Source organism: Streptomyces sp. NA02950, assembly GCF_013364155.1.
In the GTDB taxonomy this organism is placed as follows: domain Bacteria; phylum Actinomycetota; class Actinomycetes; order Streptomycetales; family Streptomycetaceae; genus Streptomyces.
In genome coordinates, this window is sequence record NZ_CP054916.1 from 110,944 (window position 1) to 136,242 (window position 25,299).

The 25,299-nt window shown below is 67.8% G+C and carries 21 protein-coding genes and 8 pseudogenes; 17 read left to right on the top strand and 12 right to left on the bottom strand.

What is annotated here, in order from left to right:
• Window positions 1–89: 89 nt before the first annotated feature.
• Entirely contained in the window at window positions 90–1,460 is a 1,371-nt protein-coding gene (locus HUT19_RS00540; RefSeq protein ID WP_254885339.1) for an IS701 family transposase, read from the bottom strand.
• A 202-nt stretch (window positions 1,461–1,662) separates the two neighbouring features.
• On the opposite strand from HUT19_RS00540, the pseudogene HUT19_RS00545 reads away from it, so the two are divergent.
• The 9 genes and pseudogenes from HUT19_RS00545 to HUT19_RS00590 all read left to right on the top strand — a co-directional run.
• A pseudogene (locus HUT19_RS00545) lies at window positions 1,663–2,084 on the top strand (IS5 family transposase); the annotation flags it as partial.
• Window positions 2,085–2,171: 87 nt separating this feature from the next.
• Complete coding sequence (locus HUT19_RS00550) at window positions 2,172–3,125, top strand: sigma-70 family RNA polymerase sigma factor (RefSeq protein WP_176178561.1); 954 nt, start codon at window positions 2,172–2,174, stop codon at window positions 3,123–3,125.
• Between the two features lie 1,050 nt (window positions 3,126–4,175).
• Window positions 4,176–4,362: pseudogene (locus HUT19_RS42520) on the top strand (IS30 family transposase); the annotation flags it as partial.
• 110 nt (window positions 4,363–4,472) lie between these two features.
• Window positions 4,473–4,895, top strand: a complete 423-nt coding sequence (locus tag HUT19_RS00560) for a MerR family transcriptional regulator (RefSeq protein ID WP_176178562.1) — start codon at window positions 4,473–4,475, stop codon at window positions 4,893–4,895.
• Between the two features lie 253 nt (window positions 4,896–5,148).
• Window positions 5,149–5,687: pseudogene (locus HUT19_RS42525) on the top strand (Tn3 family transposase).
• A gap of 356 nt (window positions 5,688–6,043) precedes the next feature.
• Window positions 6,044–6,601: a TetR/AcrR family transcriptional regulator gene (locus HUT19_RS00575; RefSeq protein ID WP_176178565.1), complete on the top strand. Its 558-nt coding sequence runs from the start codon at window positions 6,044–6,046 to the stop codon at window positions 6,599–6,601.
• Window positions 6,598–7,491 (top strand): aldo/keto reductase, encoded by an 894-nt coding sequence (locus tag HUT19_RS00580; RefSeq protein WP_176178566.1) that lies wholly within the window; start codon window positions 6,598–6,600, stop codon window positions 7,489–7,491. Before HUT19_RS00575 ends, HUT19_RS00580 begins: the two co-directional genes overlap by 4 nt.
• Before the next feature lie 107 nt (window positions 7,492–7,598).
• Window positions 7,599–8,618, top strand: a complete 1,020-nt coding sequence (locus HUT19_RS00585; protein WP_176178567.1) for an NADPH:quinone reductase — start codon at window positions 7,599–7,601, stop codon at window positions 8,616–8,618.
• Window positions 8,619–8,882: 264 nt separating this feature from the next.
• Complete coding sequence (locus HUT19_RS00590) at window positions 8,883–9,875, top strand: recombinase family protein (protein WP_176178568.1); 993 nt, start codon at window positions 8,883–8,885, stop codon at window positions 9,873–9,875.
• A 381-nt stretch (window positions 9,876–10,256) separates the two neighbouring features.
• Here the strand turns inward: HUT19_RS00590 and HUT19_RS00595 are convergent, their stop codons facing one another.
• The 4 genes and pseudogenes from HUT19_RS00595 to HUT19_RS00605 form a co-directional block, all read right to left on the bottom strand.
• Entirely contained in the window at window positions 10,257–11,849 is a 1,593-nt protein-coding gene (locus HUT19_RS00595; protein ID WP_176178569.1) for a hypothetical protein, read from the bottom strand.
• A pseudogene (locus tag HUT19_RS00600) lies at window positions 11,846–12,176 on the bottom strand (helix-turn-helix domain-containing protein). Before HUT19_RS00600 ends, HUT19_RS00595 begins: the two are co-directional and overlap by 4 nt.
• Window positions 12,173–12,433 carry a tyrosine-type recombinase/integrase gene (locus HUT19_RS42530; RefSeq protein ID WP_368661739.1) on the bottom strand — a complete coding sequence of 87 codons (261 nt, stop codon included), beginning with the start codon at window positions 12,431–12,433 and terminating at the stop codon, window positions 12,173–12,175. The pseudogene HUT19_RS00600 and the gene HUT19_RS42530 overlap by 4 nt, the downstream one beginning before the upstream one ends.
• On the bottom strand, window positions 12,430–13,296 hold the full coding sequence (locus HUT19_RS00605; RefSeq protein WP_254885340.1) for a site-specific integrase: 867 nt from the start codon (window positions 13,294–13,296) through the stop codon (window positions 12,430–12,432). The genes HUT19_RS42530 and HUT19_RS00605 overlap by 4 nt, the downstream gene beginning before the upstream one ends.
• A gap of 7 nt (window positions 13,297–13,303) precedes the next feature.
• Between HUT19_RS00605 and HUT19_RS00610 the strand changes: the two are divergent.
• From HUT19_RS00610 to HUT19_RS44140, 5 genes and pseudogenes are all read left to right on the top strand, one after another.
• Window positions 13,304–13,426, top strand: a pseudogene (locus tag HUT19_RS00610) (IS701 family transposase); the annotation flags it as partial.
• Window positions 13,427–13,753: 327 nt separating this feature from the next.
• Complete coding sequence (locus HUT19_RS00615; RefSeq protein WP_176178570.1) at window positions 13,754–14,329, top strand: hypothetical protein; 576 nt, start codon at window positions 13,754–13,756, stop codon at window positions 14,327–14,329.
• A gap of 23 nt (window positions 14,330–14,352) precedes the next feature.
• The gene (locus tag HUT19_RS00620) at window positions 14,353–15,444 is read left to right on the top strand and encodes a hypothetical protein (RefSeq protein ID WP_176178571.1); all 1,092 of its coding nucleotides are present in this window, start codon (window positions 14,353–14,355) and stop codon (window positions 15,442–15,444) included.
• Between the two features lie 115 nt (window positions 15,445–15,559).
• Window positions 15,560–15,988, top strand: coding sequence for a hypothetical protein (locus HUT19_RS00625; RefSeq protein ID WP_176178572.1), 429 nt, complete (start codon window positions 15,560–15,562; stop codon window positions 15,986–15,988).
• Between the two features lie 44 nt (window positions 15,989–16,032).
• Window positions 16,033–16,239 carry a hypothetical protein gene (locus HUT19_RS44140; RefSeq protein ID WP_368661670.1) on the top strand — a complete coding sequence of 69 codons (207 nt, stop codon included), beginning with the start codon at window positions 16,033–16,035 and terminating at the stop codon, window positions 16,237–16,239.
• 844 nt (window positions 16,240–17,083) lie between these two features.
• On the opposite strand, the gene HUT19_RS00635 is transcribed toward HUT19_RS44140, so the two are convergent.
• The 4 genes and pseudogenes from HUT19_RS00635 to HUT19_RS00645 form a co-directional block, all read right to left on the bottom strand.
• Entirely contained in the window at window positions 17,084–17,293 is a 210-nt protein-coding gene (locus HUT19_RS00635; RefSeq protein ID WP_176178573.1) for a type I-E CRISPR-associated endoribonuclease Cas2, read from the bottom strand.
• Window positions 17,287–17,797, bottom strand: a pseudogene (locus HUT19_RS42535) (CRISPR-associated endonuclease Cas1); the annotation flags it as partial. The pseudogene HUT19_RS42535 and the gene HUT19_RS00635, both read right to left, overlap by 7 nt.
• Window positions 17,798–17,865: 68 nt before the next feature.
• Window positions 17,866–18,318: a type I-E CRISPR-associated protein Cas6/Cse3/CasE gene (locus HUT19_RS00640; protein WP_254886100.1), complete on the bottom strand. Its 453-nt coding sequence runs from the start codon at window positions 18,316–18,318 to the stop codon at window positions 17,866–17,868.
• Window positions 18,204–19,405 (bottom strand): IS3 family transposase gene (locus HUT19_RS00645; protein ID WP_254885342.1). Its coding sequence is split into 2 segments (ribosomal slippage): window positions 18,204–19,114 and window positions 19,114–19,405, totalling 1,203 coding nucleotides; the frame shifts between segments, so codons are not numbered across the junction. Before HUT19_RS00645 ends, HUT19_RS00640 begins: the two co-directional genes overlap by 115 nt.
• A 192-nt stretch (window positions 19,406–19,597) precedes the next feature.
• Here HUT19_RS00645 and HUT19_RS00650 point away from each other — a divergent pair.
• Entirely contained in the window at window positions 19,598–21,193 is a 1,596-nt protein-coding gene (locus HUT19_RS00650) for a tyrosine-type recombinase/integrase (RefSeq protein WP_254885343.1), read from the top strand.
• A 31-nt stretch (window positions 21,194–21,224) separates the two neighbouring features.
• On the opposite strand, the pseudogene HUT19_RS00655 reads toward HUT19_RS00650, so the two are convergent.
• Both HUT19_RS00655 and HUT19_RS00660 read right to left on the bottom strand, forming a co-directional pair.
• Window positions 21,225–21,968, bottom strand: a pseudogene (locus HUT19_RS00655) (IS5 family transposase); the annotation flags it as partial.
• Window positions 21,969–22,048: 80 nt separating this feature from the next.
• Entirely contained in the window at window positions 22,049–22,489 is a 441-nt protein-coding gene (locus tag HUT19_RS00660; RefSeq protein ID WP_176178575.1) for an MBL fold metallo-hydrolase, read from the bottom strand.
• 99 nt (window positions 22,490–22,588) lie between these two features.
• Here HUT19_RS00660 and HUT19_RS00665 point away from each other — a divergent pair, with 99 nt between their 5' ends.
• Together HUT19_RS00665 and HUT19_RS00670 are read left to right on the top strand one after the other, a co-directional pair.
• Window positions 22,589–23,017 (top strand): MarR family winged helix-turn-helix transcriptional regulator, encoded by a 429-nt coding sequence (locus tag HUT19_RS00665; RefSeq protein ID WP_176178576.1) that lies wholly within the window; start codon window positions 22,589–22,591, stop codon window positions 23,015–23,017.
• A 179-nt stretch (window positions 23,018–23,196) separates the two neighbouring features.
• A pseudogene (locus HUT19_RS00670) lies at window positions 23,197–23,705 on the top strand (ATP-binding cassette domain-containing protein); the annotation flags it as partial.
• 154 nt (window positions 23,706–23,859) lie between these two features.
• Here HUT19_RS00670 and HUT19_RS00675 read toward each other — a convergent pair.
• Window positions 23,860–25,230 carry an IS701 family transposase gene (locus HUT19_RS00675; protein WP_254885339.1) on the bottom strand — a complete coding sequence of 457 codons (1,371 nt, stop codon included), beginning with the start codon at window positions 25,228–25,230 and terminating at the stop codon, window positions 23,860–23,862.
• Window positions 25,231–25,299: the final 69 nt, after the last annotated feature.

The window sequence follows — 25,299 nt, forward strand, 5'->3', positions numbered from 1 at the left end:
ACGACCAACCCGGCCTGCCGTCAACCCGCACCACCGCCGGATTTAACGAACTACCGGTAACGGTAGTTCGTTAAATCCGGCGGTAGAGGTCAATGCCGTGTCCGGTGGTGACCGCGTCGATCAGGGCCTGGAGCTCTGAGGGTGGGTCTGTGTCCGTCCAGGCTCGCCACCACCGGGTGAGGGTGATGGCGGGGGTGAGCCAGGACCGGATGGCCCGTAAGGCCCTGGGCCAGCAGGGCTGTTGGGGCTGGTGGGGTTCGGTTGATCCCCCTCTCTGGCCCGTCGTCGGGGCATGGGTCCGGCGCGGTGGCATCCAGGGGTCCCGGTGGGGCGAACCACTGGTCCCAGCAGAAGGAGAAGGCGCAGTTGACCAGGGTCTGGTGGCGGCGGATGGCGCGGTCGGAGCGGACTTGGAAGTCGGCCCAGCCGAGTTCGTCCTTGATCTGTTTGTAGCTCTGCTCGATCCAGGGCCGCAGTCCGTAGAGGTGGACGATCTCGGCGAGGCCCGCCGGCGGGTGCGGGCCGGTGGCAGCGTGGGGTGTGTCGGGGTGGGGCAGGCTGGTGGCCAGGTACCAGGTGGCCTTCTCCGGCAGGCTGCCCGGATCGGTGGTGGCCACGACCAGCCGGCAGGGAGAGTCGGGGCCGTAGCCGCCCAGGCGGGCATCAGCCGCCCACCAGGTCTCGGTGTGCCCGTCACGGAAGTGACGTTCCACGGGCATCCAGTCGCCTGGATGCCTGGCATCGCGCCAGGCCAGTGAGTGTGCGGCTTCGATGGGGGTGTGCGGCTGGTCGGCCGGAGCCCAGGTGCCGCGGTGCGGCTTGAGCGCGACCACGTAGGCCAGGCCGGCCTCGCGCAGTGCGAGGTACCAGTCGTCGCTGACCGAGTAGGCGCAGTCGGCGACCACCGCCCGGCAGCCGAAGCCGGCCTCCTTCCCTCGGGCCGCGAGGGCAGCGGCCAGCTGTGGTTTCGTGCGGAAGTCCGGGTCGGAGCGGCTGCGGGTGAAGTGGTGGGCGGGGGTGTAGGGAGCCGCGTGCAGCGGGTAGTACACACGGCCGTCGGTCCACACCGTGGTCACCGTGACGATGCCGTTGTCCGTCTTGCCGTACCGGCCCAGCCACTGTCGGCCCACGTGCGCGGTGGCCGTGCCGTCCTTACGGTCCCCGGAATCGTCGATCACGATGACCCCGCCGTCGTGCGGAGCCGTCGCCGACTGCTCACGCAGCAGCTCAAGCCGCCGGTCGTTGACCTGCTCGGCCTCCCAAGGGGACTCGGACAGGAAGAACTGCAGCCGCTGCACCCCCGCCGTCCCCGCACCCGCCACCGGCTCCGCCCCTGCCAGGCATGTGATCGTCTTGTTCCGCTCCCGTGGTGCCAGCAGTCCCGTCAGGTACTCGCGAAACCCCCGCCGCTGAGCCAGACTGAAGAAGAGGTCGTCGAACCGCGCCGCATAGTCCTCCAACGGCCCCGGCGCAGGCGGACACGGACGGCGAGCGGTCATCTTCAGCCCCCAGCCAGGTAGTTGACTCCTACCACCGGCCTACGACCAACCCGGCCTGCCGTCAACCCGCACCACCGCCGGATTTAACGAACTACCGGTAACACAATGAGGTGGATCGGTCCTGGTGCCCGTGCCTGGACGGCCAGTTGGGCGTTGTCCGGCCGTGGGGACTTCGCCTTGGATCGTGTCGGACGACTTGTGGGAGCGGATCGAGCCGCTGCTGCCGAAGAAGGAACGGCGGTTCCGGCACCCGGGCCGCAAACCCGTCCCGGACCGGCAGGTGCTGTGCGGGATCCTGTTCGTGCTCCACACCGGCATCCAGTGGGAACACCTTCCCCAGGAGCTCGGTTTCGGGTCGGGCATGACGTGCTGGCGACGGCTGCGGGACTGGAACCAGGCCGGGGTGTGGCAGCAGCTGCACGAGGTGCTGCTGGCCGAGCTGAACGCCGCCGCCCGTCTGGACTGGTCGAGAGCGGTGGTGGACTCCAGCCAGGTCAGGGCGTTAAAAGGGGGCTCCAGACGGGCCCGTCGCCGGTCGACCGGGGACGAGCCGGCTCCAAACACCACCTGATCACCGACGGGCACTCCCTGCATATCGACTCCGGCCCCGCCAGCCACCTGCTGTCGGGACCCTCTACGGTGGTGACGGTCGGCGACGGGGAGAGGTGACCGGTGAGCGCGCACGACGGCCTCGCAGAGGGCTTCGAGGCGCACCGCGGCCGACTGCGGGCGGTCGCCCAGCGCATGCTCGGCTCGCACAGCGAGGCGGAGGACGCCGTCCAGGAAGCCTGGCTGCGGCTGGCCCGGACGGAAGCCGACGCCGTGCACAACCTGGGCGGCTGGCTCACGACCACGGTCTCCCGCATTTGCCTCGACATGCTGCGGGCCCGCGTATCGCGGCGGGAGGACCCGGCAGGCCACCCGGTGCCCGATGAGGACCCAGGGGCGCCTGCGGGTGGCTGCCCGGAACAGCAGGCGGTGCTGGCCGACTCGGTGGGCCGCGCCCTTCTGATCGTGCTGGACAGGCTGGGCCCCGCCGAGCGTGTCGCGTTCGTGCTGCACGACATGTTCGCCGTGCCGTTCGAGGAGATCGCCCCCGTCGTGGACCGCTCCCTCGCCGCTGCCAAGCAGCTCGCGAGCCGGGCCCGCCGCAAGGTACGGGGCGCCCCCGCCGTCCCCGGCGCGGAGCCGGCCCGGCAGCGGCTCGTGGTCGAGGCGTTCCTGGCAGCGGCACGAGCGGGCGACATCGACGCAGTCCTCGCGGTGCTGGCGCCCGACGTCGTACGGCGTGCGGACCGCGCGGCTCTTCCAGCGGGCAGGCCGGTCGAGGTGCGCGGTGCGCGGGCCGTGGCGGAGGAGATCGCGGTCTTCGGGCAGAACGCGCACGTTGCGCAGATGGTGCTCATCAACAATGCCGTGGGGATCGTGGTCGCGCCGTACGGACGACTGCGGCTCGCCCTTACCGTCACGACCGCCCGCGGGAGGATCACCGGGTACGAACTGATCGCCGACCCGAACCGACTTCGGCAGCTTGATCTGGCCGTTCTCGACCTCACCCTGGGCGAGTCACCATTCTCTGAGTGGCATAGCGATGAGGTGCCGGCAAACGATGGCACCCTCGAGTGATCGACGCACCACCCGCGGATGATCATGTGTTCGTGGAGGCACAGGTGCGTGACTCCGGGTTTTCGCCGGCTCAACAGGATGAGATCTGCAGACGCCGGCGCGCGGGGCAGCCGTTCAGCCTGATCGGGCGGGCGCTCGGGGCGCCGATACAACACGCCCGTCGGTTCCTGCACCGGAGCGGCGGCGTCCGCCTCACCCCGCGGACGCGGCCGAAGTGACATCCGAGCGGCAGCGAGCGCGAGGAGACATCCCGCGGCACCGCGGCCGGAGAATCGGCCCGGCAGCTGGCCCAGCGGCTGGACAGACCGCCTTCGGCCCTCTCCCCCGGGACCGCCCGCGAACGGCCGCACAGACCGCTACCGGACCGCGTCGGCCGATGCGGCCGCCCATGCGCGTGGGCGCCGCCCCCAGCAGGCCCCCAGGAGGCCAGGCTCGCCCAAGGGCCCGCTCTGCGCGTCCTGGTGGAGGCCAAGCCCGCTCTGTACTGGTCTGCCGAACAGATCGCAGGAGGGCTGCGCCGCCAGCCCCCCGCGACGCGTCCATGCAGATCCCGCACGAAGCGATCCACCTCTCCCTTGCCGGCCCTCGCCCGCGTCAGGCGATCGATTGCAGCCTCACCCAGCGGCTCCGGTCAGCCAGGCCCCTGCGTCGTCCGAAGACCGCCCGCCGGCCTGCCTGGGCAGGGCATCATCCGCGGCATGCTGTCCATCACCGCCCGCCCCGCCGAGGTCCAGGACCGCAAGGTGCCCGGCCACTGGCAGGGGTGACCTCGTGAGGTGCACCCCCGGGGGGCGCTACGGCCCCTCGAGCGCACCAGCCGCCACACGACCAACGTCGCGCTCCCGGACGGCACCAAGGCCGGGCAGGTCACCCCGCACCCCACCCCAAGTCCCCTCGGCACCCCGCCCCCGCCCCGGCCAACGCCCACCCAGACCGGGACCAGGACCAGGACCGGGACCAGGACCGGGGCCGGGGCCGGGCCGGGACCGGGAGACGGCCGAGCACCAGGCCATCACCGCCGAGACCGGGATGCCGATCCACCTGGGCAAGCCGCGCAGCCCGTGGCAGCGCGGCACCAACGAGAACACCGATCGGCTGCTCCGGCAGTACCTCCCCAAGAGCGCGGACCTCCGCACGTCCAGCCAGACCGACCAGGTACGCCGCCGACGAGCTCAACCACCGCCCGCGCAGGCCCCCCGCGACCGCACTGGCGGCAAGGTCCACACTGACCTCCTGAAACAGCGGTGATGCGCTGACCGCTCGAGCCCGCCGATCCCTTGACGACAGCACAGGCTGCCAGGCGCCCGGGTCCGTAGGGTGGCTGCAGCAGCGGAAAAAGGGGGGCTGATGCAGATCGGGGAACTGGCCCAGCGCACGGGGGCGAGCCGACGCTCGATTCGCTACTACGAGCAGCACGGGCTGCTGGAGGCTCAGCGCACCGGCCGGGGGTGGCGGGCCTATGACGAGCGTGCGGTGCACCGCGTGCTGAACGTGCGGGAGCTGCTCAAGGCAGGATTGCGGATGGACGACATCCGCCAGGTGGCGCCGTGTCTGGACATGAAGACGGCGGACTTCCTGGCCTGCCAGGACAGTCCGGCCGAGGTACTGGCGATGTACGAGCAACGCCTGGCCGCAGTGGAAGCAAAGGCCGCGGAGCTGGCCCGCTACCGGGCCGAGCTGGTCGAGCGGATCGCGCTGTTGCGCGCCGGACGGCCGGACGGGGACTTCGGTGAGCTGCTGCGCCAGGCGGAGGCGGGCTCAGCGGCTTGAAGGTGACACTGGTGTCACTACCTACCGTGCGGGCCTATGGATACTGTTGCTGGAAAGAGGCCCGGCCCGCCGGGCTGGCTGTATGTCCTGTTCTTGACCTTGCTGGCCACGGCCACGGACGAGTTCATCATCGCCGGAGTTCTGCCGTCCGTCGCCGATGATCTGGGGGTCGGTGTCGCAGCGGCCGGGCAGTTGGTGACCGCCTTCGCCGTGGTCTATGCGCCTGGACCGGATACGCGCCCACTGGGGCGACATGCTCCGCGTGGCCGAGTCCCTCACCCTGGGCGAGGTCCGCGGCCACGACCTGATCCGCATGCTCTCCCGGGACGGCAAGCCGACTGGGCTGGGCGACGCGTTCGCCCACTACGGGCGGATCTTCAAAACGCTGCACCTGCTTCAGTTCGTCTCCGATGAGGGATACCGGCGGATGATCGGTGCCCAGCTCAACGTCACCGAAGCCCGTCACCGGCTCGCCCGGAAGATCTTCTTCGGGCAGCGCGGCGAACTGCGCCAGCACTACCGCCAGGCATGGAGGACCAGCTCGGCGCGCTCGGCCTGGCCCTGAACGCCGTGGTGCTGTTCAACAGCCTCTACATCGACGCCGCCGTCAAGCAACTGGCCGCCGGCGGCTTCCCGGTCACCGACGAGCTGCTCGCCCGCCTCTCCCCGCTCCAGTACGACCACATCAACTTCCTGGGCCGCTACGCCTTCACCCAGCCGTCGGCGCCGGGCCTGCGGCAGCTACACGACCCGCACAGCGACGACGAGACGGACGACGGCGAGGACGGGTAGCCGCGGGCCCGTACCGGCGAACAGCGGTCCGGCCCGGAGTGACACCTACGCCTCCGGGCCGGACCGCTTGGTGCGAGTTAGGTTCAGCCGGTGGGCAGGATACGCAGGTGCGGGCTGTCCTGGGCTGAGTCAACGCAGGGGGCGGAGCGGGGCGCCGCCGCGGAACGGGACCCGGAAAGTTCGACGTCCGAGCCGACGCGCACCGACCGGCTGCGGTCCATCTGACGAACCCATCGCGAGTAGGCCCGGTCGTCACGACCGGGCCTACTCGTATGACACTCACGCATCACAAACAGAATCATTGTTCTGCTAGTGTCTCCATAAGCAGAATATGAGTTCTTTTTGTGGGGGGTGTTGTGCCTCGGCTCACCGACGCGCGCAAGGAACTTCGGCGTACTCAGATCGCCGAGGCCGCCGTCCGCTGCTTCAGCCGCAACGGCCTGGAGCGGACCTCGATCGCCGACATCACCGCCGAGTCCGGCCTCTCGGCTGGCTCGATCTATGCGCACTACCGCAACAAGGCCGACCTGGTCCGGGTCGCCGCCCGCGAGGTGCTCGCCAAGCGCGCCGCTGTCCTCGGCGAGTACGCCGCGGCCGACGCCCCACCCGGCCCCTACGAACTGCTCTCCCGCTTGATCGCCTCGATCGACCCGGCCGAGGCTCGGGTCGGCGTGCAGACCTGGGGAGAGTCGACCACCAACCCGGCCATCCGCGACATCGTCGTCGACATGACTGACCGGATGCGCGCGATGCTGCACGACTGCGTCACAGCCTGGCTCGTCAAGGTCGAGCACCATGAGCCGACCCAAGCCCGGGAGCGCGCCACTCCGATCGCCCACCGGGTCATGGCGCTCTACCAGGCCGAACTGCTGTACACCGCCTTGCAATCACCGACTGAGGAGACAGCGTCATGACCACCGCGACCGCTTCGTTCGCCGGCCGCATCGTTTTGCGCGTCGGCTACGGTGCCTTGCAGCTTGAGCGGCTGCACGACCGCCGCGGCGAAGCCGTCGCGCTGCTGCGCCGAGCGGTCGAGTTGGGCGTCGACCACGTGGACACCGCCGAGTTCTATGGCTTCGGTTTCGCCAACGCCGTGATCCGCGAGGCACTGCGCCCCGAGGACGACGTCCTGGTGGTCACTAAGGTGGGGGCTGACCCCAACCCGGGCGGGCGCGTGCCGTTGCGTCTGGCGCAGCGGCCCGAGCAGCTGCGCGCCAGCGTCGAGGACAACCTGCGCAGCCTCGGCGTCGACCGGCTCGCGGTCGTCAACCTCCGCCGCCTGGACACCGGCCCCGGGCTGCGTCCTGAGGGCGATCAGGTCATCGACCTCGACGACCAGCTCGCGGTGATGACTGCCCTGCGCGACGAGGGCAAGATCGGTGCGATCGGCCTGAGCAGCGTCACCCTCGACGGCCTGCGCCGCGCCCTGCCGGCCGGCATCGTCTGCGTGCAGAACGCGTACAGTCTCGTCTCCCGCGACGACGAGGACATGCTGCGGTTGTGCGCGGCCGAGGGCATCGCCTGGGTGCCGTTCTTCCCGCTCGGCGGGGTCTTCCCCGGCCTGCCCAAAGCGACCGACGAGCCAGCGGTGCACGCCGTGGCCGAGTCCCTGGGCGCCACGCCCTCCCAGGTCGGCCTCGCCTGGCTGCTGCACCACGCCCCGAACGTGCTGCTCATCCCCGGCACCGCCAACGCCGCCCACTTGGAGGCCAACATCGCCGCCAGCGAGATCACCCTCGACGCCGCGACCCTCGCCACCCTCGATGCCATCGAGTCCCGCTCCAACGACGTCCCAATCGGCTGACCGCAACCAACGCGACCCGGCTCGCGACCGCACCACACGTCGGACACCCTGACGCACCGCCAGGCCACGCCAGGAAACCCCGCTCTACCAGGCTCCAAGGACGGATCATGAAGGCCATCATCTACCGCGACAACGGCGCCCCCGACGTTCTGCAGTTCATCGACCGTGACCTGCCAGCGCCCGGCCCCGGCGAGGTTCGCGTCCGGGTCGCCGTGTCCGGGGTCAACCCGACCGACGGGCAGGCACGCTCCGGCGTCGGCCACCCCAAGCACTTCTCGGAGGTCACCCCGCACCTCGACGGCGCCGGCACGGTCGACGCTGTCGGTGAGGGTGTCGACCAGAGCCGGGTCGGTCAGCGGGTCTGGCTGTTCATGGCCGCCGCCGGGCGGCCCACCGGCACCGCCGCCGAGTTCACCGTCGTGCCCGCCGAACAGGCCCTGCAGCTGCCCGACGAGGCTGGCTTCGACGTCGGCGCCTCACTCGGCGTCCCCGCGCTGACCGCGCACCGCGCGCTCACCGTCGCCGAGGACGGTCCGCGCCGACTGCGGCCCGGGGCACTCGGCGGGAGGGTGGTGCTCGCCGCGGGCGGGGCCGGAGCGGTCGGGCACGCGGTGATCCAGCTCGCCCGATGGGCCGGCGCCACCGTGATCAGCACGGTCAGCAGCCCGGAGAAAGCCCGGCTGGCCACCGCCGCCGGGGCCCACCATGTGATCAACTATCGCGAGGGCGACCCGGCCGCCGAGATCCGCAAGATCGCCCCGGACGGCGTCGACATCGTCGCCGAGGTGGCGCTGGGCGCGAACCTCGCACTGGACCTGGCCGTGCTGCGAACCCGCGGCACGATCTCGACCTACGCCAACGACGGTGGCAAGCCAGTCGAACTGGACGTGCTGCAGAACATGGTGCTGAACACACGCTTCCAGTTCCTGGTGCTCTACACGGCCGGTCCGGAGGCACGCGCCGCGGCCGTCCAGGACGTCGCCGCCGCAGTGCGCGACGGCGCGCTGCCGGTCGGCGAGGAGCACGGCCTGCCGCTGATCCGCTTTCCCCTCGACCGCACCGCCGACGCGCACCGAGCGGTCGAGAGCCGCGCGGTCGGCAAAGTCCTAGTGGACGTCACCTCCTGACGTCCAGTCGGCTACCGCGCACCCACCCGCCGCCCACGGGGAACCCCGCATGGGGCGGCCGGGTGGGCGGCGTCACCCCGACCTCTGTCCGGCCCGCGGCCACCCCCCACCTCAAGGATTCTCATAAACGACCCTTTGCCCGAGCAAGATCTAAAACGGCCCGCCGAACCCTTGCTGATCTCCGATCGGTTCTCAGAACCCGTTCTCACTCAAACATGGGCCGGATCCCCTTCTGAGACTTGTGTTGTGCGAGAATCCGGGGCCGTGACGGGCGCTCAGGACCCCGCGACGCGCGACGCGGACGACGTCGAGCGCCACCCCTGCCCCCGCTGTGATGTTCAACCCGGCTCGCCGTGTCGCTCGCGCGGCGGCGCAGTCGCCAGCGCCTACCACACGGGCCGGTTCACGAAGGTGCCCCGGCTCGCGAAGCTGCTGCGGGTGCAGACGCCTGCCGACCGCGGGCCGGGGCAGCCCTGGCGGCCCGGCACCCCGCCTCCGGCCCCGGCCGCGGCGGACACCCCGGGCGCGGACATCCGTATCGGCTACGCCCGTTGCTCGCACCTGAGTCAGGAACTCGACTCCCAGCTCGACGCGCTCACCGCCCACGGCATCCCCCGTGACAAGGTGTTCAGCGAGAAGATCAGCACCCGGGTCCGGGCGCGCCCCCAGTTCGATCAGGCACTGCGTACGGCGCGGAAGATCAAGGCGCACGCCCCGCACTGCCGGGTGATCGTCACCGTGTATGAGATGAAGCGGCTGGGCCGTGACGCTGCCGAACTGACCGCGCTCGCCGACCACCTCACCGCCCACGGCCTGGTCCTGGAGATGCTCGCCGGTCCCCTGCCCGGCATCTACGACCCCACAGGGCCGGGGAAGCTGCTGTTCGCGTTCTTCGCGGCGATGGCGGAGACCGAGCGGGAGAACATCCGGGAGGCGACGCTGGAGGGGCTCGACACCGCGGCCCGCAAGGGCAAGCACGGCGGCCGGCCGCCGGTCATCACCGACGACATGCTGCACACCGTGCTGCGCCGCCGTGCGAACGGCGAGTCCGTCGAGCAGATCCAGCCCGACCTAATCATCCCCACCGGCAGGCGCAAGGGCCAGAACCCCTCGGTCGCCAGCGTCTACCGGGCACTCGCCGAGCACGCCAGGCGCGAGGCGTACCCCGAGGCCATCAAGGCAGCGCACGCCGACTTCGCCGCCCTCCAGGCCGGTGAAGTCCCCGGCCCGCGTACGAAGACCGAGCCCGCACGGTGACATCGAACCACGTCAGTGGCTACCGCTAATTTCCGTTCCGATACTCCCCGAGGGCCAAGACCAGCTCATCACGCCTAACGAGCGCAAGAGGTCCAGATAACGGCCTGCTCATCGGTCAGAAACTCGACTGGCATACAGCGGACGTAACCAACCCTCGACGAGCAAGCGCGGATCTTCCAGTGAACGCCCACTGGAAGCGGGCGACCTGTGCTAGAGAATCACCCCACAGCGTCCAAGGACAATCTCACCGATACTGGCTGTTCCGTTGGTTCCCGAGGCCGTGGAGGCCCGTGAGTTCACGGAAACTGAAGGTTCTTCAACGCGAACCCGGGGGTGTGTTGCCTTGATTCTGGGGGATGGACCCGTGGGTTCGCGGTCGACTCAGGGGTCGGCCTCGGCAGCCTGCTCCAGCAGTGCCCGTGCGGAGTCCGCGTAGCGCATGGCCGTCTTCTCGTGAAGCCCGAACACCTCGGCGAGGTGAAGGGGATCAGGGCCTTGGACCATGGCCTCTTCGAGCTGTCGGTCGACGCGGAGTCTCTCCAGAGTCGCCTCCTGGCCGCGCAGGGGCCCGCGGACCCAGCGGTTGCTGGCGCGACCGGTGCCCGTGGCGGTCTGGTTGTTGATAAGCAGGTGGAGGTTGGCCGTGTTCGGCCAACGCTCGCGCCGGTGTTCCAGCCACTCCAACAGGAGTTTCAGGGTGAGATCGTCGAGTGGCCGGGCTCGCCCGGCGATGGTCAGGCGGCGGTTCCCGACGTCGGCGTCGTCGAGCATGATGGTGGCGATCTGGGCGACCCGGGCTGCGTGGACGGCCGCGAGAGCGAGGACGAGCCGGACGGCCGGCGTGGTGGCGACGGCGACAGAACGATCGACCTGGGCCGGCAGCAGAGGCTGGAGCACGGCGTAGTTGTTCTGGCCGACCGTGATGCGGCTGGTCGGGTTTCGGAAGATCACGCCCGACCGCTTGGCCCAACTGAACAGAGATCGCAGTCCGACGAGCCGGTCGTGGCGATGACGGCCGTGCAGGGTCTTGAGATGAGCCAGGACGTCCTCGCGGGCCACTTCCCGCAGGTGGTCGTAGCGGTTCGACCATTCCAGGAGTGCTGGGAGGACCTGGTTGAGGTAGAGGCGGACCGTCGCTTGCTGCCGGGGGCGGCTGCGGGAACTTCCGTCGCGCAGAACCCGGGTCCAGCCCTCGGCTTCCGCAGCGATGCCCGGGGCGAGCCCCTCCAAGCGCTCGGCGAGCCAGCACTCGAAGAAGGGTTCCTCGTCATCCAGGAAGATCCCCATCTCCTCCAGGTCCGTGATGGTGTGGCCGACCCGCAGGTCCAGGGCACGGAGCGGGGTGAAGATCTCGCTGTGGCGAATGACGTCGCCCTCGGTGTATCCGGTGAGCACGATGGCCAGGCCGCGGTTGACGGCGAAGCGGATGCCCCACCCCCAGCCCCGCGTCTCGGCAAGTCGCTGGGCGAGGTACTTTGCCCAGGCCAGCCAGGGGTTGGTCAGGTCAGCGGCGGCCGGGTCGAGGCGGCAGTAGTCACGCGGAACCTGCTCGAACAACGGCAGTTGCTTCCAATCACTGCTCGGCCGTGAGCGCGACACCGGTGGCGGTCTGCGGGATGCTTCTCGCACCCTGATGCGGTGCAGAGCCGTGAGAGCCGATCCTCTGCGGTAGTGCAGTCCCACGAAGAAGAGCTGGTGATGGCGGACGCCCTTGAGCCATGGGGCCATCACCTCGCCATTGACGGTCGGCATGCCGGTGGCCATCTTGGCGTTGAGTCGGGCCTGGCACCAGCACAGACGGCAGTACTCCCCCTTCAGCGGCTGGACTCGTCGGCAGCCGACGCAGGCGGCCGCCTCGTGACTGCGGCCGAACATGTAGCAGGTCTGGCAGAGGCGTCCGCTGAAGTCGCCCCAGGCCAGGCAGCTGTCGCAGGAGTCGGGGGGCTTGCGATAGCCCTTCGGATACCGGCTCATGCCGGAGGCAGCGACCGGCCATCGCGGCGCTTGGGCACCACCGCCGGGGGCAGCGGTGCCGGAGCCAACCGCGACTCGACCTGTCTCTTCCTGACTGGGACGGTTGACTTTGCCCGGCTCGGGGATCAGCAGGTCGCCGATCTCGCAGCCGAGGACGACGCAGATGACATCCAGGTCCTCCAGCTTGAGCGAGACCGGCTGGCCCGACCACAGCCCGGACATCTTCCCGGCCGAGATCACCAGGCCGTGCTCCGCGAGATTGCGCTGAAGCTCGGACGCCTTCCAGATGCCCTTGTTCGCGGCGGTCAGCCGCAGGTTCCACCTCATCGGACCAGTCCTTCCAGCCGCTTCGCGGCTCGTTCCATCCCGGCAACCCAGGCGTCCTCGACCCGGGTCTGCTGAACGTGGATATACCGCATCGTCGTGGCGATCCAGGAGTGTCCCAAGACCTCCTGAATCGCGAGCAAGTCCAGTCCAGTTCCGTAGAGTTGAGACGCGCAGTAGTGCCGAAGGACGTGCGGCGTCAGCTTCTCGCCCCACCCCGGCAGATGAGCCTTGGCCGCCTTCTTCAGGCCGTGGCTCAGTGCGTCGTCCCCGACCCGGCGCGAGGAGCCGTCGGTGTTCTTGCGCTCGGAGGGAAAGAGCGGGGCGCCAGGGCGGGTGTGTCATCGTCGAACTGGCCCCAGACGTCCTCGATGAACCACCGAAGCGTCCGGTCGGCGCCGTTGATCAGCGGCACCATCCGCTCGCGCGGGCCCGAGCCGCGGGCGCCCTTGCCGTGGCGGACGTGGAGTTTGCCGAATCGGCCCAGGTCCCACTTGATGTCGTCCAGGTCGAGCCCGCATGCCTCGCTCACCCGCAGGCCGACCTGGGACAGCAGCTTCGAGGCGGTGTAGTTCCTGGCGGTAGGGGCGAACTTGCGGCAGGTCGCCAGTTCGCCGCCCCAGCCGGTGAACAGTGTCCCGACCTCCGGCTCGCTGGGCGGGATCCGCAGCTGTGCGTCCTTGGCCCCTCGCGGCTTGTTCATCTCGTCGATCGGGCACTCGACGACCCGGCCCGTCATCCGATGGAGCTCGACCTTGTGCCGCAGCTCCAGGAACATGAAGTACGTGGTCAGTGCCTGTGACCGGCCCAGCCGGGTGCCACTTGGCGAACCCCGCAGCACCTTCCCGAAGTACGCGTCAGCATCGGCTGGCTCCATCTCCCACAGCGGTCGACCGAACCAGGCCCTGATCTGGTCCAGGTGTCCGACGTCCCCGCGAATGGTGCCGTCCGCCAGCCCTGCCGAGGCCCGAGCGAGAACGAACCCGGACAGAGCGTCGGTCTCGAACTGCTCCAGTTCCTCCGCCGACGCGGGCGCCCAGTGCTCGCGCAGATCCCGTACGACTGCCAGCGCCGCCAACCCGAGCCCCCTCGCCTTCGGCCCGACCGTGGATCGGTCGGACACGGTGAGAACCCTGGCCATGGCCGCCCACGCCTGCCTGACCGTCCTGCGGGCCCGGGATCTCGGTGCCGGGAAAGCAGAAACGGATCCTCCCAGTTCATCCACCTCAGCCTCCCCGAGATCAGACGCCTGATCACCCGTCTCACCGACCGCAGGCCCACACCCGTCGACCACATCCTGCACTGGTCGGCCTGGCGCCGCAGACGCCAGCACCAAGCCCGTATCAGTCACTACAAACGGCGCGGACACAGCCCCTGAACTGCCCAGCAATCAGAAAAAACACCGTTGCAGTACTAAGTCCCCTCCAGGATGTGGCTGTTGGGCACATGTCGATGACCAACCGCCAGCCTTCGAATCTACGATGCCCCCACCATGACTCCCAAGGTGGACGCAGGTAGCCTTGAGGGTCGGTTGACGACGATGGCTGCCTCTAGCGGGCACAAGAGGGGGGAATACTCACGTGGGCGATTCGGCAGGCAAGGGCGACGACAAGCTCCCGGCGCCTCCGGAAGGTTGGCTGCCACTCCTCCCTGGGGAGAAGGGAATCGCCGCTCCTGCCCCCCTACGCACCCAGTATCCCAACCAGCCGAATATCTACGATCCTTCAGCTCCTCCACCGAAGCGGTCTCTCGGGCTTGGAGTTCAAGGGCCGGAAGCGCCGAATCTGAAGATAGCGGACAAGGTGTTGAAAGGGGCTGCAGGGAAGGCGGACGAAGTTCACGATGCTTTCTACACACCTGCAGCTTCGCTGGAAGGCGTGACAAACCTGGGAGTAGAGGCTCTCGGGGGCCTCCAGACCGCCAATGCACTGAAGAGGTCACACGCGAAGTGGGAGGAACACGCGGGGCTTGTGACTGCGTGGCTCACCAATATTGCCACGAGCCTGCGAGCAGCGGCTAACGCGTACAACGAAACGGACCATGGCGTAAAAGACAGTCTTGGCCCGTATTTGAAACAGGCTGCGCCTACCGATTCGTCGGATACGACACCACGTTCCTCCATTTTTTTGTATTACCCGCAGGACGGGAAAGAGTGATGCCGTCCTTCTATCGTGAATTCATGTCTGCCGACCTTTCCACATTGGACAAGATCGCCACGAAGTGGGAAGTGGTTCACGGCAAGATAGAGAAGTTACCGAACCGCATACGAGACGAAGTACTAAAGCCTCTTAAAGATAAAGGCTACTGGGAGGGGGCTGCAGCCCCCTACGCCTGGACTCAAATTGACGATATTCAGCGTCAGGTGGCTGGTGCGGTGAAGGTGGCTAGCGCCGTCGCGAAAGTCCTGAAAGACGGGGCCGGGGAACTTAGGACGGCTCGAAAAGAATTGCGCGAAGCTGTCGCTAGGGCGAAGAAGAAGGGGCTTCACGTCGACGGTGATGGTCAGGTGTCGGGTAAGGTCGGTGGGTCAAGCGATGTGACGACCAGAGACGTTGACGACGCTCAGGATGAGATTATTGACATCCTGCGTAAGGCCTACCTGGTCGACGAGAACCTATCGATCGCGCTCATGTACGACGTCGGGATCGATGAATGGTTTAACACGAAACCGCGTTTGACAGATGTCAACCATAACTTGTCGCTCAGCATTCCTCAGTTCAATGCCGCGAATTTGGCTCTGGACGGTAAAGAGGCTCACCCGAAGCGCAATAATGCCGACCCGTATGATATGGGTCTGGACTGGCTCGGAAACAGTGGCCCAGAGCATCAGGATTTCACTTACGGAGACAAATTTACCGAATTGATCCAGCGCAGCGACAGCATGGAAGACGTCCGGAAGCAAACCATGGATAAGTGGCGGCAAGGACACGGCACAGGAACTGCTGGATACTCAATTGCCAAGGACGGCTACAAGGGCGCAGCGAAGAAGCTGTTGTCGGAGGACCTCCCCGCTATCATCACTGGCGACGAAGACGGGCTTGGGCAAGGATTCACCGGTTCTTACCAGGTTCATTATGAAGTCAATGGTGTCGAACCAGACGGAACGATCATCGTGAAGTACAGTCTCGACAACGAAACTAGCGTTTCATCGCTCCTTCACTATGTCGGATATCACGACTGGTTGGAAAAATTAAATCCGAGCTCAGGCCCAGGGCATACCGTCAGCCAGAATGTCACGTGGGTCGAGCGGATCTCTCCCGATGCTTATTAAGGAAACAGCTAGGATAGTCAGTCGCACAGTGCGATGGATGTATCGCACTGTGGCACGTGGGGTATTCTTCACATGCGCATTTCTCCTGTTGCTGGCGCTAGGATATCTCCGACTGATGAACGCGCTCGACGGGGCACCCTCATATGGCTGCCCGCAAGCCGCCTCCGATATGGAGGAAACCGCGTTGCGCGGCTGGTTCACCGGGGCTGACGACATGGCGATCAAGCTCTGGATTGAAAACTCCACTTCCGATACTGGAGAAGCACACTTCCAGGTGAAGAACTGGCGCTATAGCAACTATGGCCACGGCGACGGTCAGGGAACCTTCAACGGCAACGGCAGTTGGGAGTACCAACCACGCAGCGGAATCGACGGAATGGAGATAAAACTAAATTTCGCTAAAGGTCCCGCTCCCGGATCTCCAGATCCAGTCAGCTTTCTGATTGTGGGGGGAGATAGGACGCACCCGGTGCTGTTCGAGGACGTGGATCCAGATACATGTCCCCACATTGTGATGAAAAAAGAAACTAAACACCCCAGATAACTACTATTGAAGCGGAGGCAATCCACAGGCCGCGCAGGGTGGTGATGAACTCGTCGGCGCTGTTCAGCACGAACGACCGCAACGTGGCGGCCGCGGAGGCGTTCACGAACCGTCAGGGGCAGTGGGACCTGGTCGCGGCCCTCATCACCGAGCACCTGCGACGTACCGCCGATCCGGCCTTCGACGTGGAAGATCTGGAAGCCCCCGCGGACCAACATCCTGGTGTTCCACAGGGCCGGGGGCATCGGTAAGACGACGCTGTCACGGAAGCTGGAGGCCGCGCTCGCCAGCCGACCACAGGCCCGCCCAATGGGGCGAACCCCTCTGGCCCGCTGAACAGATCCTGCCGGTACGGATCGATCTCTCCCGATCGGCGAACACCGACTTCGAACAGATCGTGCTCACCATCCGGGCCGCGCTCAGTCCGCTCGGCCGGCCCCTTTCGGCCTTTGACGTGGTGCTGCGGCGCTACTGGGACGCAGTCACCCCGGTGAACCGCTGGAGGAGTATCTGTGCCGCGGTGCCGTTGCGCGGTTCGGCAGGTCGATGCCGCAGCACATGCAGTCGGCCATGGGCGACGTCGCCCAGGCGCTGCTTCTGCCCGGCACCGTGTGTGGTGGCCCCACGGCGAAATGGACCGCGCCGCCACGGCATACGCCGCAGCCCGCGCCGAGGCCGAGCAGCACGGCATCGCTGGCGAACGCGCCACTTCCCAGGCACAACGCGCCTTCGCCCTAGCCTTCACCAACCCCGATCACGCCGAAGACAGCCGCGGAGCTGTCTCGCTGAGCGCGGGCCCGCCGCAGCGCCGAACACGATTGCTGTCGGCGGAGCACCGCGGGGGCGCGACCGCGGCCCCCTCAGCCGCCGGAACACCCCCGCGTCGGCGGGGATGGCGACAGCGGGGCACGCTCTCCGGCTGTTCGTGCAGAGCACCCCCGCCTCGGTGAGAGAACGGCAGATGGACCTGTGAGGTCGTCCCGGATCCCGGACATCGGAACCCTCGAGTGCGCGGAGAGCACGGCGGGGCAGTCTCCTGCTCAGCGCTCGGCTCACCTCCGCCTGCGCGGAGAGCACCCTTCGCGACCTGCACAGTTATAAGCGGTTTGCCATTTCTTGGCCTTCTCCATGGTTCGCCTGGAGCGCTCCAAAGGCCACGAGGGTTAGTCCGTCGAAGTTGATTGGTCGCCTTCGTTGTTGGCCTGCGGTGCGTAGCTCGAAGCCCTGCTCGTTGCTGGTGGGGTAGATGAGCACGGCAACGCCCTCTTCAGTAGAGGCGGAGACGGTGCTCCACAATATTCCCACTGGTCGGGGTCGTAGCTTCTGCGGAAGCGGCCGATGCGGTGTTGCTGGGCGAGGAGTCGGTACAACGCCTTCATGCGCTGGCCTTCGAGGCCGCGCAGTTGGGCGAGTGTGGGGTTGTGAGGTGTGCTGTCGGACCCGAAGCGTTGTTCGTACATGCGGACGGCGACGGTGAGGCGTTGGGTGTTGTCGGCCCAGGCGCGGGCTTGGTGCTCGAGCCAGCGTGTGGTGAGGGAGCTGGGGGTGGTGGCGGTGTAGCAGCGCACCCCGCCGGAGCCGGTGCAGAGGACGGTGGTGCCGTGGCGGGCCAGGGTGGTCAGTGCGCGGGCGGTGATGGAGGTGCCCGGGGCCGAGCAGGAGGCAGGACAGGGCTGCTGTGGGGAGGTAGATGAGTTCGGTGCCGCGTTGCTCGGTGGTGATGGTGGCGCATACGCCGGTGTCGTCTTGGTGGACGCGCACGATGTCCAGGTAGAGGAAGGACAGGCTGTCGCCGATGCGGGGCAGCATGGCGACGGTCGGTGCGGCCAGTCGTCGGCGTGCCGCGGCGGTGTTGTGTGGTGCGCGGTGGGGCGGGGTCATGCGGGGGCCAGGCTGAGCAGACCGCATCCGTAGGCCTTTCCGCGCCCAGTTCCTTCGATGAGTCGGCGTTGGAACAGGCCTGGATCGGCGATGGCGGCGGTGCCGTCGAAGCGGGTGCGGGCATGGCGGATGCGGTGCTTTCCCTGGGCATGTTCGCCGCGTGCGGCGTCCAGGGGCGTGCTGAGAACCGTGTGAACGGTGAGACCGCTCTGCTGAGCCTGGCGGATCCACCAGTCGTCGGCTGCGGTGCCGGACAGAGGGATGACCGGCTTGAGGTTGTACATCTCGCGGGTGGTCTTACCGGGGGGCCTTGACCCGGAATCCTGGACACGGGTTATGCGGCGGGTGTCAGCGTAGTTGATGTGCTTCGGGACGCTGTTTCGAAGGCGATCGGGCTGCTGTGCTCGAGGCGGGAGTGACGGCGTCGGGTGTTGTAGCGGTTGAGCCAGCGGAAAGCGTCGAGGCGGGCCTCGCGCTCGCTGGACCAGGTCTTGCGGCCCTGGAGCGTCTCGCGTTTGAACGTTGCGTTGAAGGACTCGGCAAGCGCGTTGTCCGCGCTGGAGCCGATCGTGCTCATGGATTGGCGGACGCCGGCTCTCCGGCAGGCATCGGCGAAGGCCCGGCTGGTGTACTGGGCCCCGTGGTCGGTGTGCATGACCGCCCCGGTGAGACTGCCGCGGGTCCGCTCGGCGGCGGCCAGGGCGTCGGTGACGAGCTCGGTGCGCATGTGATCTGCGATCGCCCAGCCGGCGAGGCGGCGTGAGGCAAGGTCGATGACGGTGGCAAGGTAGAGGAACTTCCCGCCGTCCAGGGGGAGATAGGTGATGTCGCCGACGTACTTCGTGTTCGGCTCGCTTGCCGTGAAGTCGCGGCCGATCAGGTCCGGGGCCTTCGCCGCGGCCGGGTCCGCAACAGTGGTGCGGTGTCTGCGGCGCAAGCGCACGCCCGCCAGACCGGCACCCCACATCACACGCGCGATCCGCTTGTGGTTGACGCGCTCGCCCGCCTCGCGGAGCTCGGCGGTGATCCGAGGGACACCGTAGGTGCCGTCCGACTCGCGGTGCACGGCCCGTATCCGGGCGGCGAGGCGGGCGTCGGCCGCCTGCCGGGCGGCCCGGTCCGCGGCCGTCCGACGCCAGTAGTAGAAGCTGGAGCGGGCAATGCCCAGGATGGTGCACAGCCGCTTCACGCCGTAGCGGCGGTGGTGGTCGGCGACGAACTGGAAGCGGTTCACCAGCGCGTCTCCCCGGCGAAATACTTCGCCGCCTTGCGCAGGATCTCGCGTTCCTCCTCCAGCTCGCGGACCTTCTTGCGCAGGGCCGCGTTCTCCGCCTCCAACGGCGTCGGCGGTTCGGCCGGCACTTCCGCCCGGCGTCCCCGCGGTCGGCTCGCACCAGCTGCCCGGACCCAGTTCCGCAAGGTCTCGGGGTTGATCCCCAGATCGGCAGCAACCTGCCTGATCGTCGCCTCGGGCCGCGACTCGTACAGCGCGACCGCGTCCGCCTTGAACTCCGGCGGATAGTTCTTCATGACCACGAGATGTCCGTTCCCAGATCCTCAGGATCCAGTGTCTCGTGTGTCCAGGATCAAGGGTCAAGGCCCGCATTCGATCGGATCCGTCAGCATCCTGACCTGCCGGACCGCTATATCGGAGCCCTCTATGGGATCCAGCGGGCCGTGGCCGAGCTCGGGCACTGTTCCTAGCCTCCGACTCCGTATCGCGGGCGGATGCCCGAGATCGAGGGGACCTCGCGTTCGTGGGCTGAATGGATCGAACGCTGGCACTCCACCTCCACGCTGTCGCGCAAGGTCCGCGACAACAACCGCTCCCTGCTGTCGAAGATCGGACGCTGGCTCGCGGCCGAACATCCGGAGATCACGGAGCCGGACCAGTGGACCCGTCAGACCTGCGCGTCCTGGGTCGCTGCGGTGGACAAGCTCCGGGTCGGCGACTACTCCCAGAGACTCGCCAGCCACGAGACGCGGACAGGTCAACCAGTCACACCACACACCAAGTCGGGCTACCTCACCACGACCCGGGCGTTCTTCCGCGACCTGCAGGAATGGGAGTGGATACCCCGACGGTTCGACCCCGTGCGCGCGCTGTCCACGCCCAGGACGATCGCGGCGATGCTCGGCCCCGACCCGCGGGTGATAGCCGACGACATCTGGGCCAAACTGCTGTGGCCCGGGCTCAACATCGGCCCCGATGATCTGCCGACCAGACTCAACAGCCTGCGCTATCCGTTCGAGCTCCTGCGGGTGCTATCCCTGACTTGGCTGTTCAGCGGCCTGCGCAGTGACGAGATCGCGCGACTTCGCGTGGGCTGCGTCCGCTGGCAGCACGAGGGCTTCCCGATCCCCGGTGACTCTGACGAGGTACTGGCACGGGATGCCGTCTGCCTGCTGGACGTCCCCACCCACAAGACCGGTACTTCGTTCACCAAGCCCGTCGATCCTCTGCTGGGCAAGGCGATCGAGGCACGGCAGGAACTGCGGCCGCAACAGCCGAAGATGCTGGACCGCAAGACCGGTGAGCACGTCGACCTCCTCTTCGCGATGAGGGCTCGCCGGGTCGCCAAGACCTACGTCAACGGGACGATCATCCCGTCGCTCTGCCAGAAGGCCGGCGTCCCGACCGCCGATGTCCGGGGCAACATCACCAGCCACCGGGCCCGCTCGACCATCGCGAGTCAGCTCTACAACGCCAAGGAGCCGATGACGCTGTTCGAGTTGCAAGCCTGGCTCGGTCACCGGAGCCCGGAGTCGACTCAGCACTACGCGAAGATCACCCCGAACACCCTGGCCAGGGCCTACAACGACGCCGGGTATTTCGAGCGCAACGTGCGCACCATCGAGGTTCTGGTCGACCGGGATGCGGTCACCTCCGGAGCAGCCGCGTCGGGCGAGCCGTGGCAGTACTACGACCTCGGTCACGGGTTCTGCACCTATACGTCTTCGAGCAGTGCCCACACCGCATGGCCTGCGCTCGCTGCGACTTCTACACGCCGAAAGACTCCAGCAAGGGCCAGCTCCTGGAGGCCAAGGACAACCTCCAGCGCATGTTGGCGAGCGTCCCGCTCAACGACGAAGAACGCGCCGCCGTCGACGACGGCCAGGCCGCACTCGACCAGCTACTGGAACGGCTGGTCGACGTCCCCACGCCAGCTGGCGCGACGCCTCGCCAGATCGGCGTTCCGGCGACCGCGACACTGTTGCCCATCGTCGCCGTCAACCAGGGCAAAAACTGAACTACTTGACAAATCAGATTCCACAGAAGACGAGGCAACACCACGAACCCCGCCATGTCGTCACTGCGCTTGACGATCTCCAGGGTGAGCTGGAGTTTTTCTCTCGCCCAGTCGACGAGGCGGCCGCGGTAGCCGCCGTCGGCCCACACCAGGCTGATCTTGCGGAACCGTGCCCGCAGCCCCGGCAGCATGACGCGGGCGGCCTGGCGGTCGGTGATGTCGGCGGCACACACCAGCACCATCAGCAGCAGGCCGAGGCTGTCCGTGATGACGTGCCGGCGCCTGCCGTTGATCTTTTTGCCGCCGTCGTAGCCGCGTGAGGCGGCGGGCACCGAGGCGGCGCCCTTGACCGACTGCGAGTCGATGATCGCCGCTGTCGGCTCCGTATCCCGGCCCTCGGCCTCACGGGTCCGAGCGCGCAGCCGGTCGTGGAACTCCTTGACCAGGCCCGCCTGGCGCCACCTGCGAAAGTAGGCATACACGCGGTCCCAGACAGGGAAATCGACGGGCATGGAGCGCCACTTGATGCCGTTGTCGGTGACGTAGAAGATCGCATCCAGCATCTGCCGGTGGCAGTAACCCTCCGGCTGTCCGCCCCGGCCCTCCAGCCACGCCGGAACAGGCATCGCGTCCCGCACCACCGCCCACTCCGCGTCCGTCATGTCCGACGGATACCTCCGCACCCTGTTCGGATGGTCGGCCGCGTTCCCGAACCGGTGAGCGAGGCAATCACACTCCAGCACACGGGAGTTGGACGGCACCGGGGTGATCACGCAAGACTGCAGCAACAGGGTCTCCTTCGTGCTCGAGCGTCGCAACTCCGAGCTACCAAGGGGCCCTGTTCTCATGCACCCACCCGGCCAAGATCACCCGACCAGGGACCGTGCTCGACCAGAACCGTCCCCATGATCGATAGGGATACGGCTTCTCAGGCGTCGATGGGCTGCCAGGACGCCTGGTTGTCCTCGATCCGGACGCGGCCGAAGGGCACGTCGGCGAAGTGGATGCCGAAGCCGATCGTGTCGGGCTTGTTGGCCATGTCCAGGACGAGGCGGTGGCGGAGACTGGTGGCCTGTGCGTGGTCGTGGTCAAAGGGGTTCTCCCACAGCGGGTGGGTGATCTGGAGGGGGGAGTGGAAGGCGTCGCCGAAGGCGATGACCCGCTGTCCGCCTTCCTCGATGACGTAGGCGGTGTGGCCGGCACTGTGGCCGGGGGCGAGCATGACGCGGACGCCGGGGAAGACCTCCTCGCCGTCGGTCACGGTTTGGCCGTCCGGGACGTAGGTCAGCTTGGTGTCGCCGAGGGTGAGGGTCCGGATGCCCGGGGGACGCCGGAGCCGCTCGTCTACGGGGGTTGTGGTGTCCGTCATGGGTCTGACCTCCATGTGATTGTGCACTGAAAGATTATGCACGAAAAGGCTATGAGTCATAACTATAATAGGTTGAAGGAGCTTGCTAGCCTGGAGGGCATGACGACGACATCGGAATCGCAGGCGGAAGCGCAGTGGCAGCTGATGAAGCTGGTGCATGAGCTGGACATGCAGAACAATGCGCGTGTCCGTGAACGCGTGGCCAAGATCGGTTTCACCGTCGCGCAGGCCTCCGCGCTGCGCGAACTGACGGGCCCGATGACCTTGAGCGAGTTGGCCGTGCGGATGGGCTGCGAACCGTCGAACGCCATCCTCCCGCTCGACAAGCTGGAGGAACTGCGGCTGGTCGAACGGCGTCCCCACCCCACCGACCGCCGGGCCAAGCAGCTGACCCTCACCCCCCAGGGCGCCGAGCGCCGGGAAGGGCTGCTGAAATTCCTTTGCGAGGAACCCCTTTTGACACTGACTCAGCAGGAGCAAGACGTGCTCCAGGACCTGGTGCAGCGAGCCATCTCCCGTGAGTCGTGATCGCGAGCAGCACCCCCTCTTGGATCAGAGGTGTCGGTCAACGCACGCATGGCCTACAACCTGCTGCGGGCCGCCGGCGGCCTGACCTCGGCCTTCCACGCCAAGGCCACCACCGCCACCCCCGGCTCACCAGCCCCTCAGAAGATCACTCTCAAGCCACGTCGGTGGATCGAGGCCAAGAGGTGCTGGACCTCAGGCCGCTCATCGAGGAGAAGCCCGACGCCGTCGAGGTGCCCGAAGGGCCGGTGGCGGTCGAGTTCGACGACGTCCGCTTCGGCTACCCCGCGGCCGACAAGGTCTCCCTGGCCTCCCTGGAGGAGGTGGCGGCCCTGGACACCCGGGGCGGCGCCGAGGTCCTGCACGGCGTCTCCTTCCGCGCCGAACCCGGCCGGACCGTCGCCCTCGTCGGCTCCTTTGGCGTGGACAAGTCCACGATCGCGCAACTGCTGCCCCGGCTGTACGACGTCGACGCGGGCGCCGTCCGCGTCGACGGGGTCGACGTGCGCGACCTCACCGCGGACTCCCTGCGGGCCACGGTCGGCTCCGTGCGCGCCGCCGATCTCATCCTGGTCCTCGAAGCCGGACGCGTCGTCGAACGGGGCACGCACGAAGGGCTGCTGGCGGCGGGCGGTACGCGGAGCTGTACCGCACGCAGTTCGAGGAACCGACGGCGGCCACGGCGGTCTGAGCGGTGAGGGGCCCCGTCGGCTTGTTCCGGCGGGGCGTCTTTGTGTCGTGGCAGGGCGTGCCTTTGCGGTGTTCGGCGGTGTCCTGGGCCGGCAATCTCTGGCAGGTGGCGCTACCAGCAGGTACCGGTAGTTCGTTAAATCCGGCGGTAGAGGTCAATGCCGTGTCCGGTGGTGACCGCGTCGATCAGGGCCTGGAGCTCTGAGGGTGGGTCTGTGTCCGTCCAGGCTCGCCACCACCGGGTGAGGGTGATGGCGGGGGTGAGCCAGGACCGGATGGCCCGTAAGGCCCTGGGCCAGCAGGGCTGTTGGGGCTGGTGGGGTTCGGTTGATCCCCCTCTCTGGCCCGTCGTCGGGGCATGGGTCCGGCGCGGTGGCATCCAGGGGTCCCGGTGGGGCGAACCACTGGTCCCAGCAGAAGGAGAAGGCGCAGTTGACCAGGGTCTGGTGGCGGCGGATGGCGCGGTCGGAGCGGACTTGGAAGTCGGCCCAGCCGAGTTCGTCCTTGATCTGTTTGTAGCTCTGCTCGATCCAGGGCCGCAGTCCGTAGAGGTGGACGATCTCGGCGAGGCCCGCCGGCGGGTGCGGGCCGGTGGCAGCGTGGGGTGTGTCGGGGTGGGGCAGGCTGGTGGCCAGGTACCAGGTGGCCTTCTCCGGCAGGCTGCCCGGATCGGTGGTGGCCACGACCAGCCGGCAGGGAGAGTCGGGGCCGTAGCCGCCCAGGCGGGCATCAGCCGCCCACCAGGTCTCGGTGTGCCCGTCACGGAAGTGACGTTCCACGGGCATCCAGTCGCCTGGATGCCTGGCATCGCGCCAGGCCAGTGAGTGTGCGGCTTCGATGGGGGTGTGCGGCTGGTCGGCCGGAGCCCAGGTGCCGCGGTGCGGCTTGAGCGCGACCACGTAGGCCAGGCCGGCCTCGCGCAGTGCGAGGTACCAGTCGTCGCTGACCGAGTAGGCGCAGTCGGCGACCACCGCCCGGCAGCCGAAGCCGGCCTCCTTCCCTCGGGCCGCGAGGGCAGCGGCCAGCTGTGGTTTCGTGCGGAAGTCCGGGTCGGAGCGGCTGCGGGTGAAGTGGTGGGCGGGGGTGTAGGGAGCCGCGTGCAGCGGGTAGTACACACGGCCGTCGGTCCACACCGTGGTCACCGTGACGATGCCGTTGTCCGTCTTGCCGTACCGGCCCAGCCACTGTCGGCCCACGTGCGCGGTGGCCGTGCCGTCCTTACGGTCCCCGGAATCGTCGATCACGATGACCCCGCCGTCGTGCGGAGCCGTCGCCGACTGCTCACGCAGCAGCTCAAGCCGCCGGTCGTTGACCTGCTCGGCCTCCCAAGGGGACTCGGACAGGAAGAACTGCAGCCGCTGCACCCCCGCCGTCCCCGCACCCGCCACCGGCTCCGCCCCTGCCAGGCATGTGATCGTCTTGTTCCGCTCCCGTGGTGCCAGCAGTCCCGTCAGGTACTCGCGAAACCCCCGCCGCTGAGCCAGACTGAAGAAGAGGTCGTCGAACCGCGCCGCATAGTCCTCCAACGGCCCCGGCGCAGGCGGACACGGACGGCGAGCGGTCATCTTCAGCCCCCAGCCAGGTAGTTGACTCCT

What these genes read in the sequence shown, in the direction of transcription:
- HUT19_RS00560 (WP_176178562.1), top strand. Translation starts at nt 4,473, where the DNA reads ATGCAGATCGGGGAACTGGCCCAGCGCACGGGGGCGAGCCGACGCTCG.
- HUT19_RS00580 (WP_176178566.1), top strand. Translation starts at nt 6,598, where the DNA reads ATGACCACCGCGACCGCTTCGTTCGCCGGCCGCATCGTTTTGCGCGTC.
- HUT19_RS00585 (WP_176178567.1), top strand. Translation starts at nt 7,599, where the DNA reads ATGAAGGCCATCATCTACCGCGACAACGGCGCCCCCGACGTTCTGCAG.
- HUT19_RS00595 (WP_176178569.1), bottom strand. Translation starts at nt 11,849, where the DNA reads ATGAGCCGGTATCCGAAGGGCTATCGCAAGCCCCCCGACTCCTGCGAC.
- HUT19_RS00620 (WP_176178571.1), top strand. Translation starts at nt 14,353, where the DNA reads ATGTCTGCCGACCTTTCCACATTGGACAAGATCGCCACGAAGTGGGAA.
- HUT19_RS00625 (WP_176178572.1), top strand. Translation starts at nt 15,560, where the DNA reads ATGAACGCGCTCGACGGGGCACCCTCATATGGCTGCCCGCAAGCCGCC.
- HUT19_RS44140 (WP_368661670.1), top strand. Translation starts at nt 16,033, where the DNA reads ATGAACTCGTCGGCGCTGTTCAGCACGAACGACCGCAACGTGGCGGCC.
- HUT19_RS00650 (WP_254885343.1), top strand. Translation starts at nt 19,598, where the DNA reads ATGCCCGAGATCGAGGGGACCTCGCGTTCGTGGGCTGAATGGATCGAA.
- HUT19_RS00660 (WP_176178575.1), bottom strand. Translation starts at nt 22,489, where the DNA reads ATGACGGACACCACAACCCCCGTAGACGAGCGGCTCCGGCGTCCCCCG.
- HUT19_RS00665 (WP_176178576.1), top strand. Translation starts at nt 22,589, where the DNA reads ATGACGACGACATCGGAATCGCAGGCGGAAGCGCAGTGGCAGCTGATG.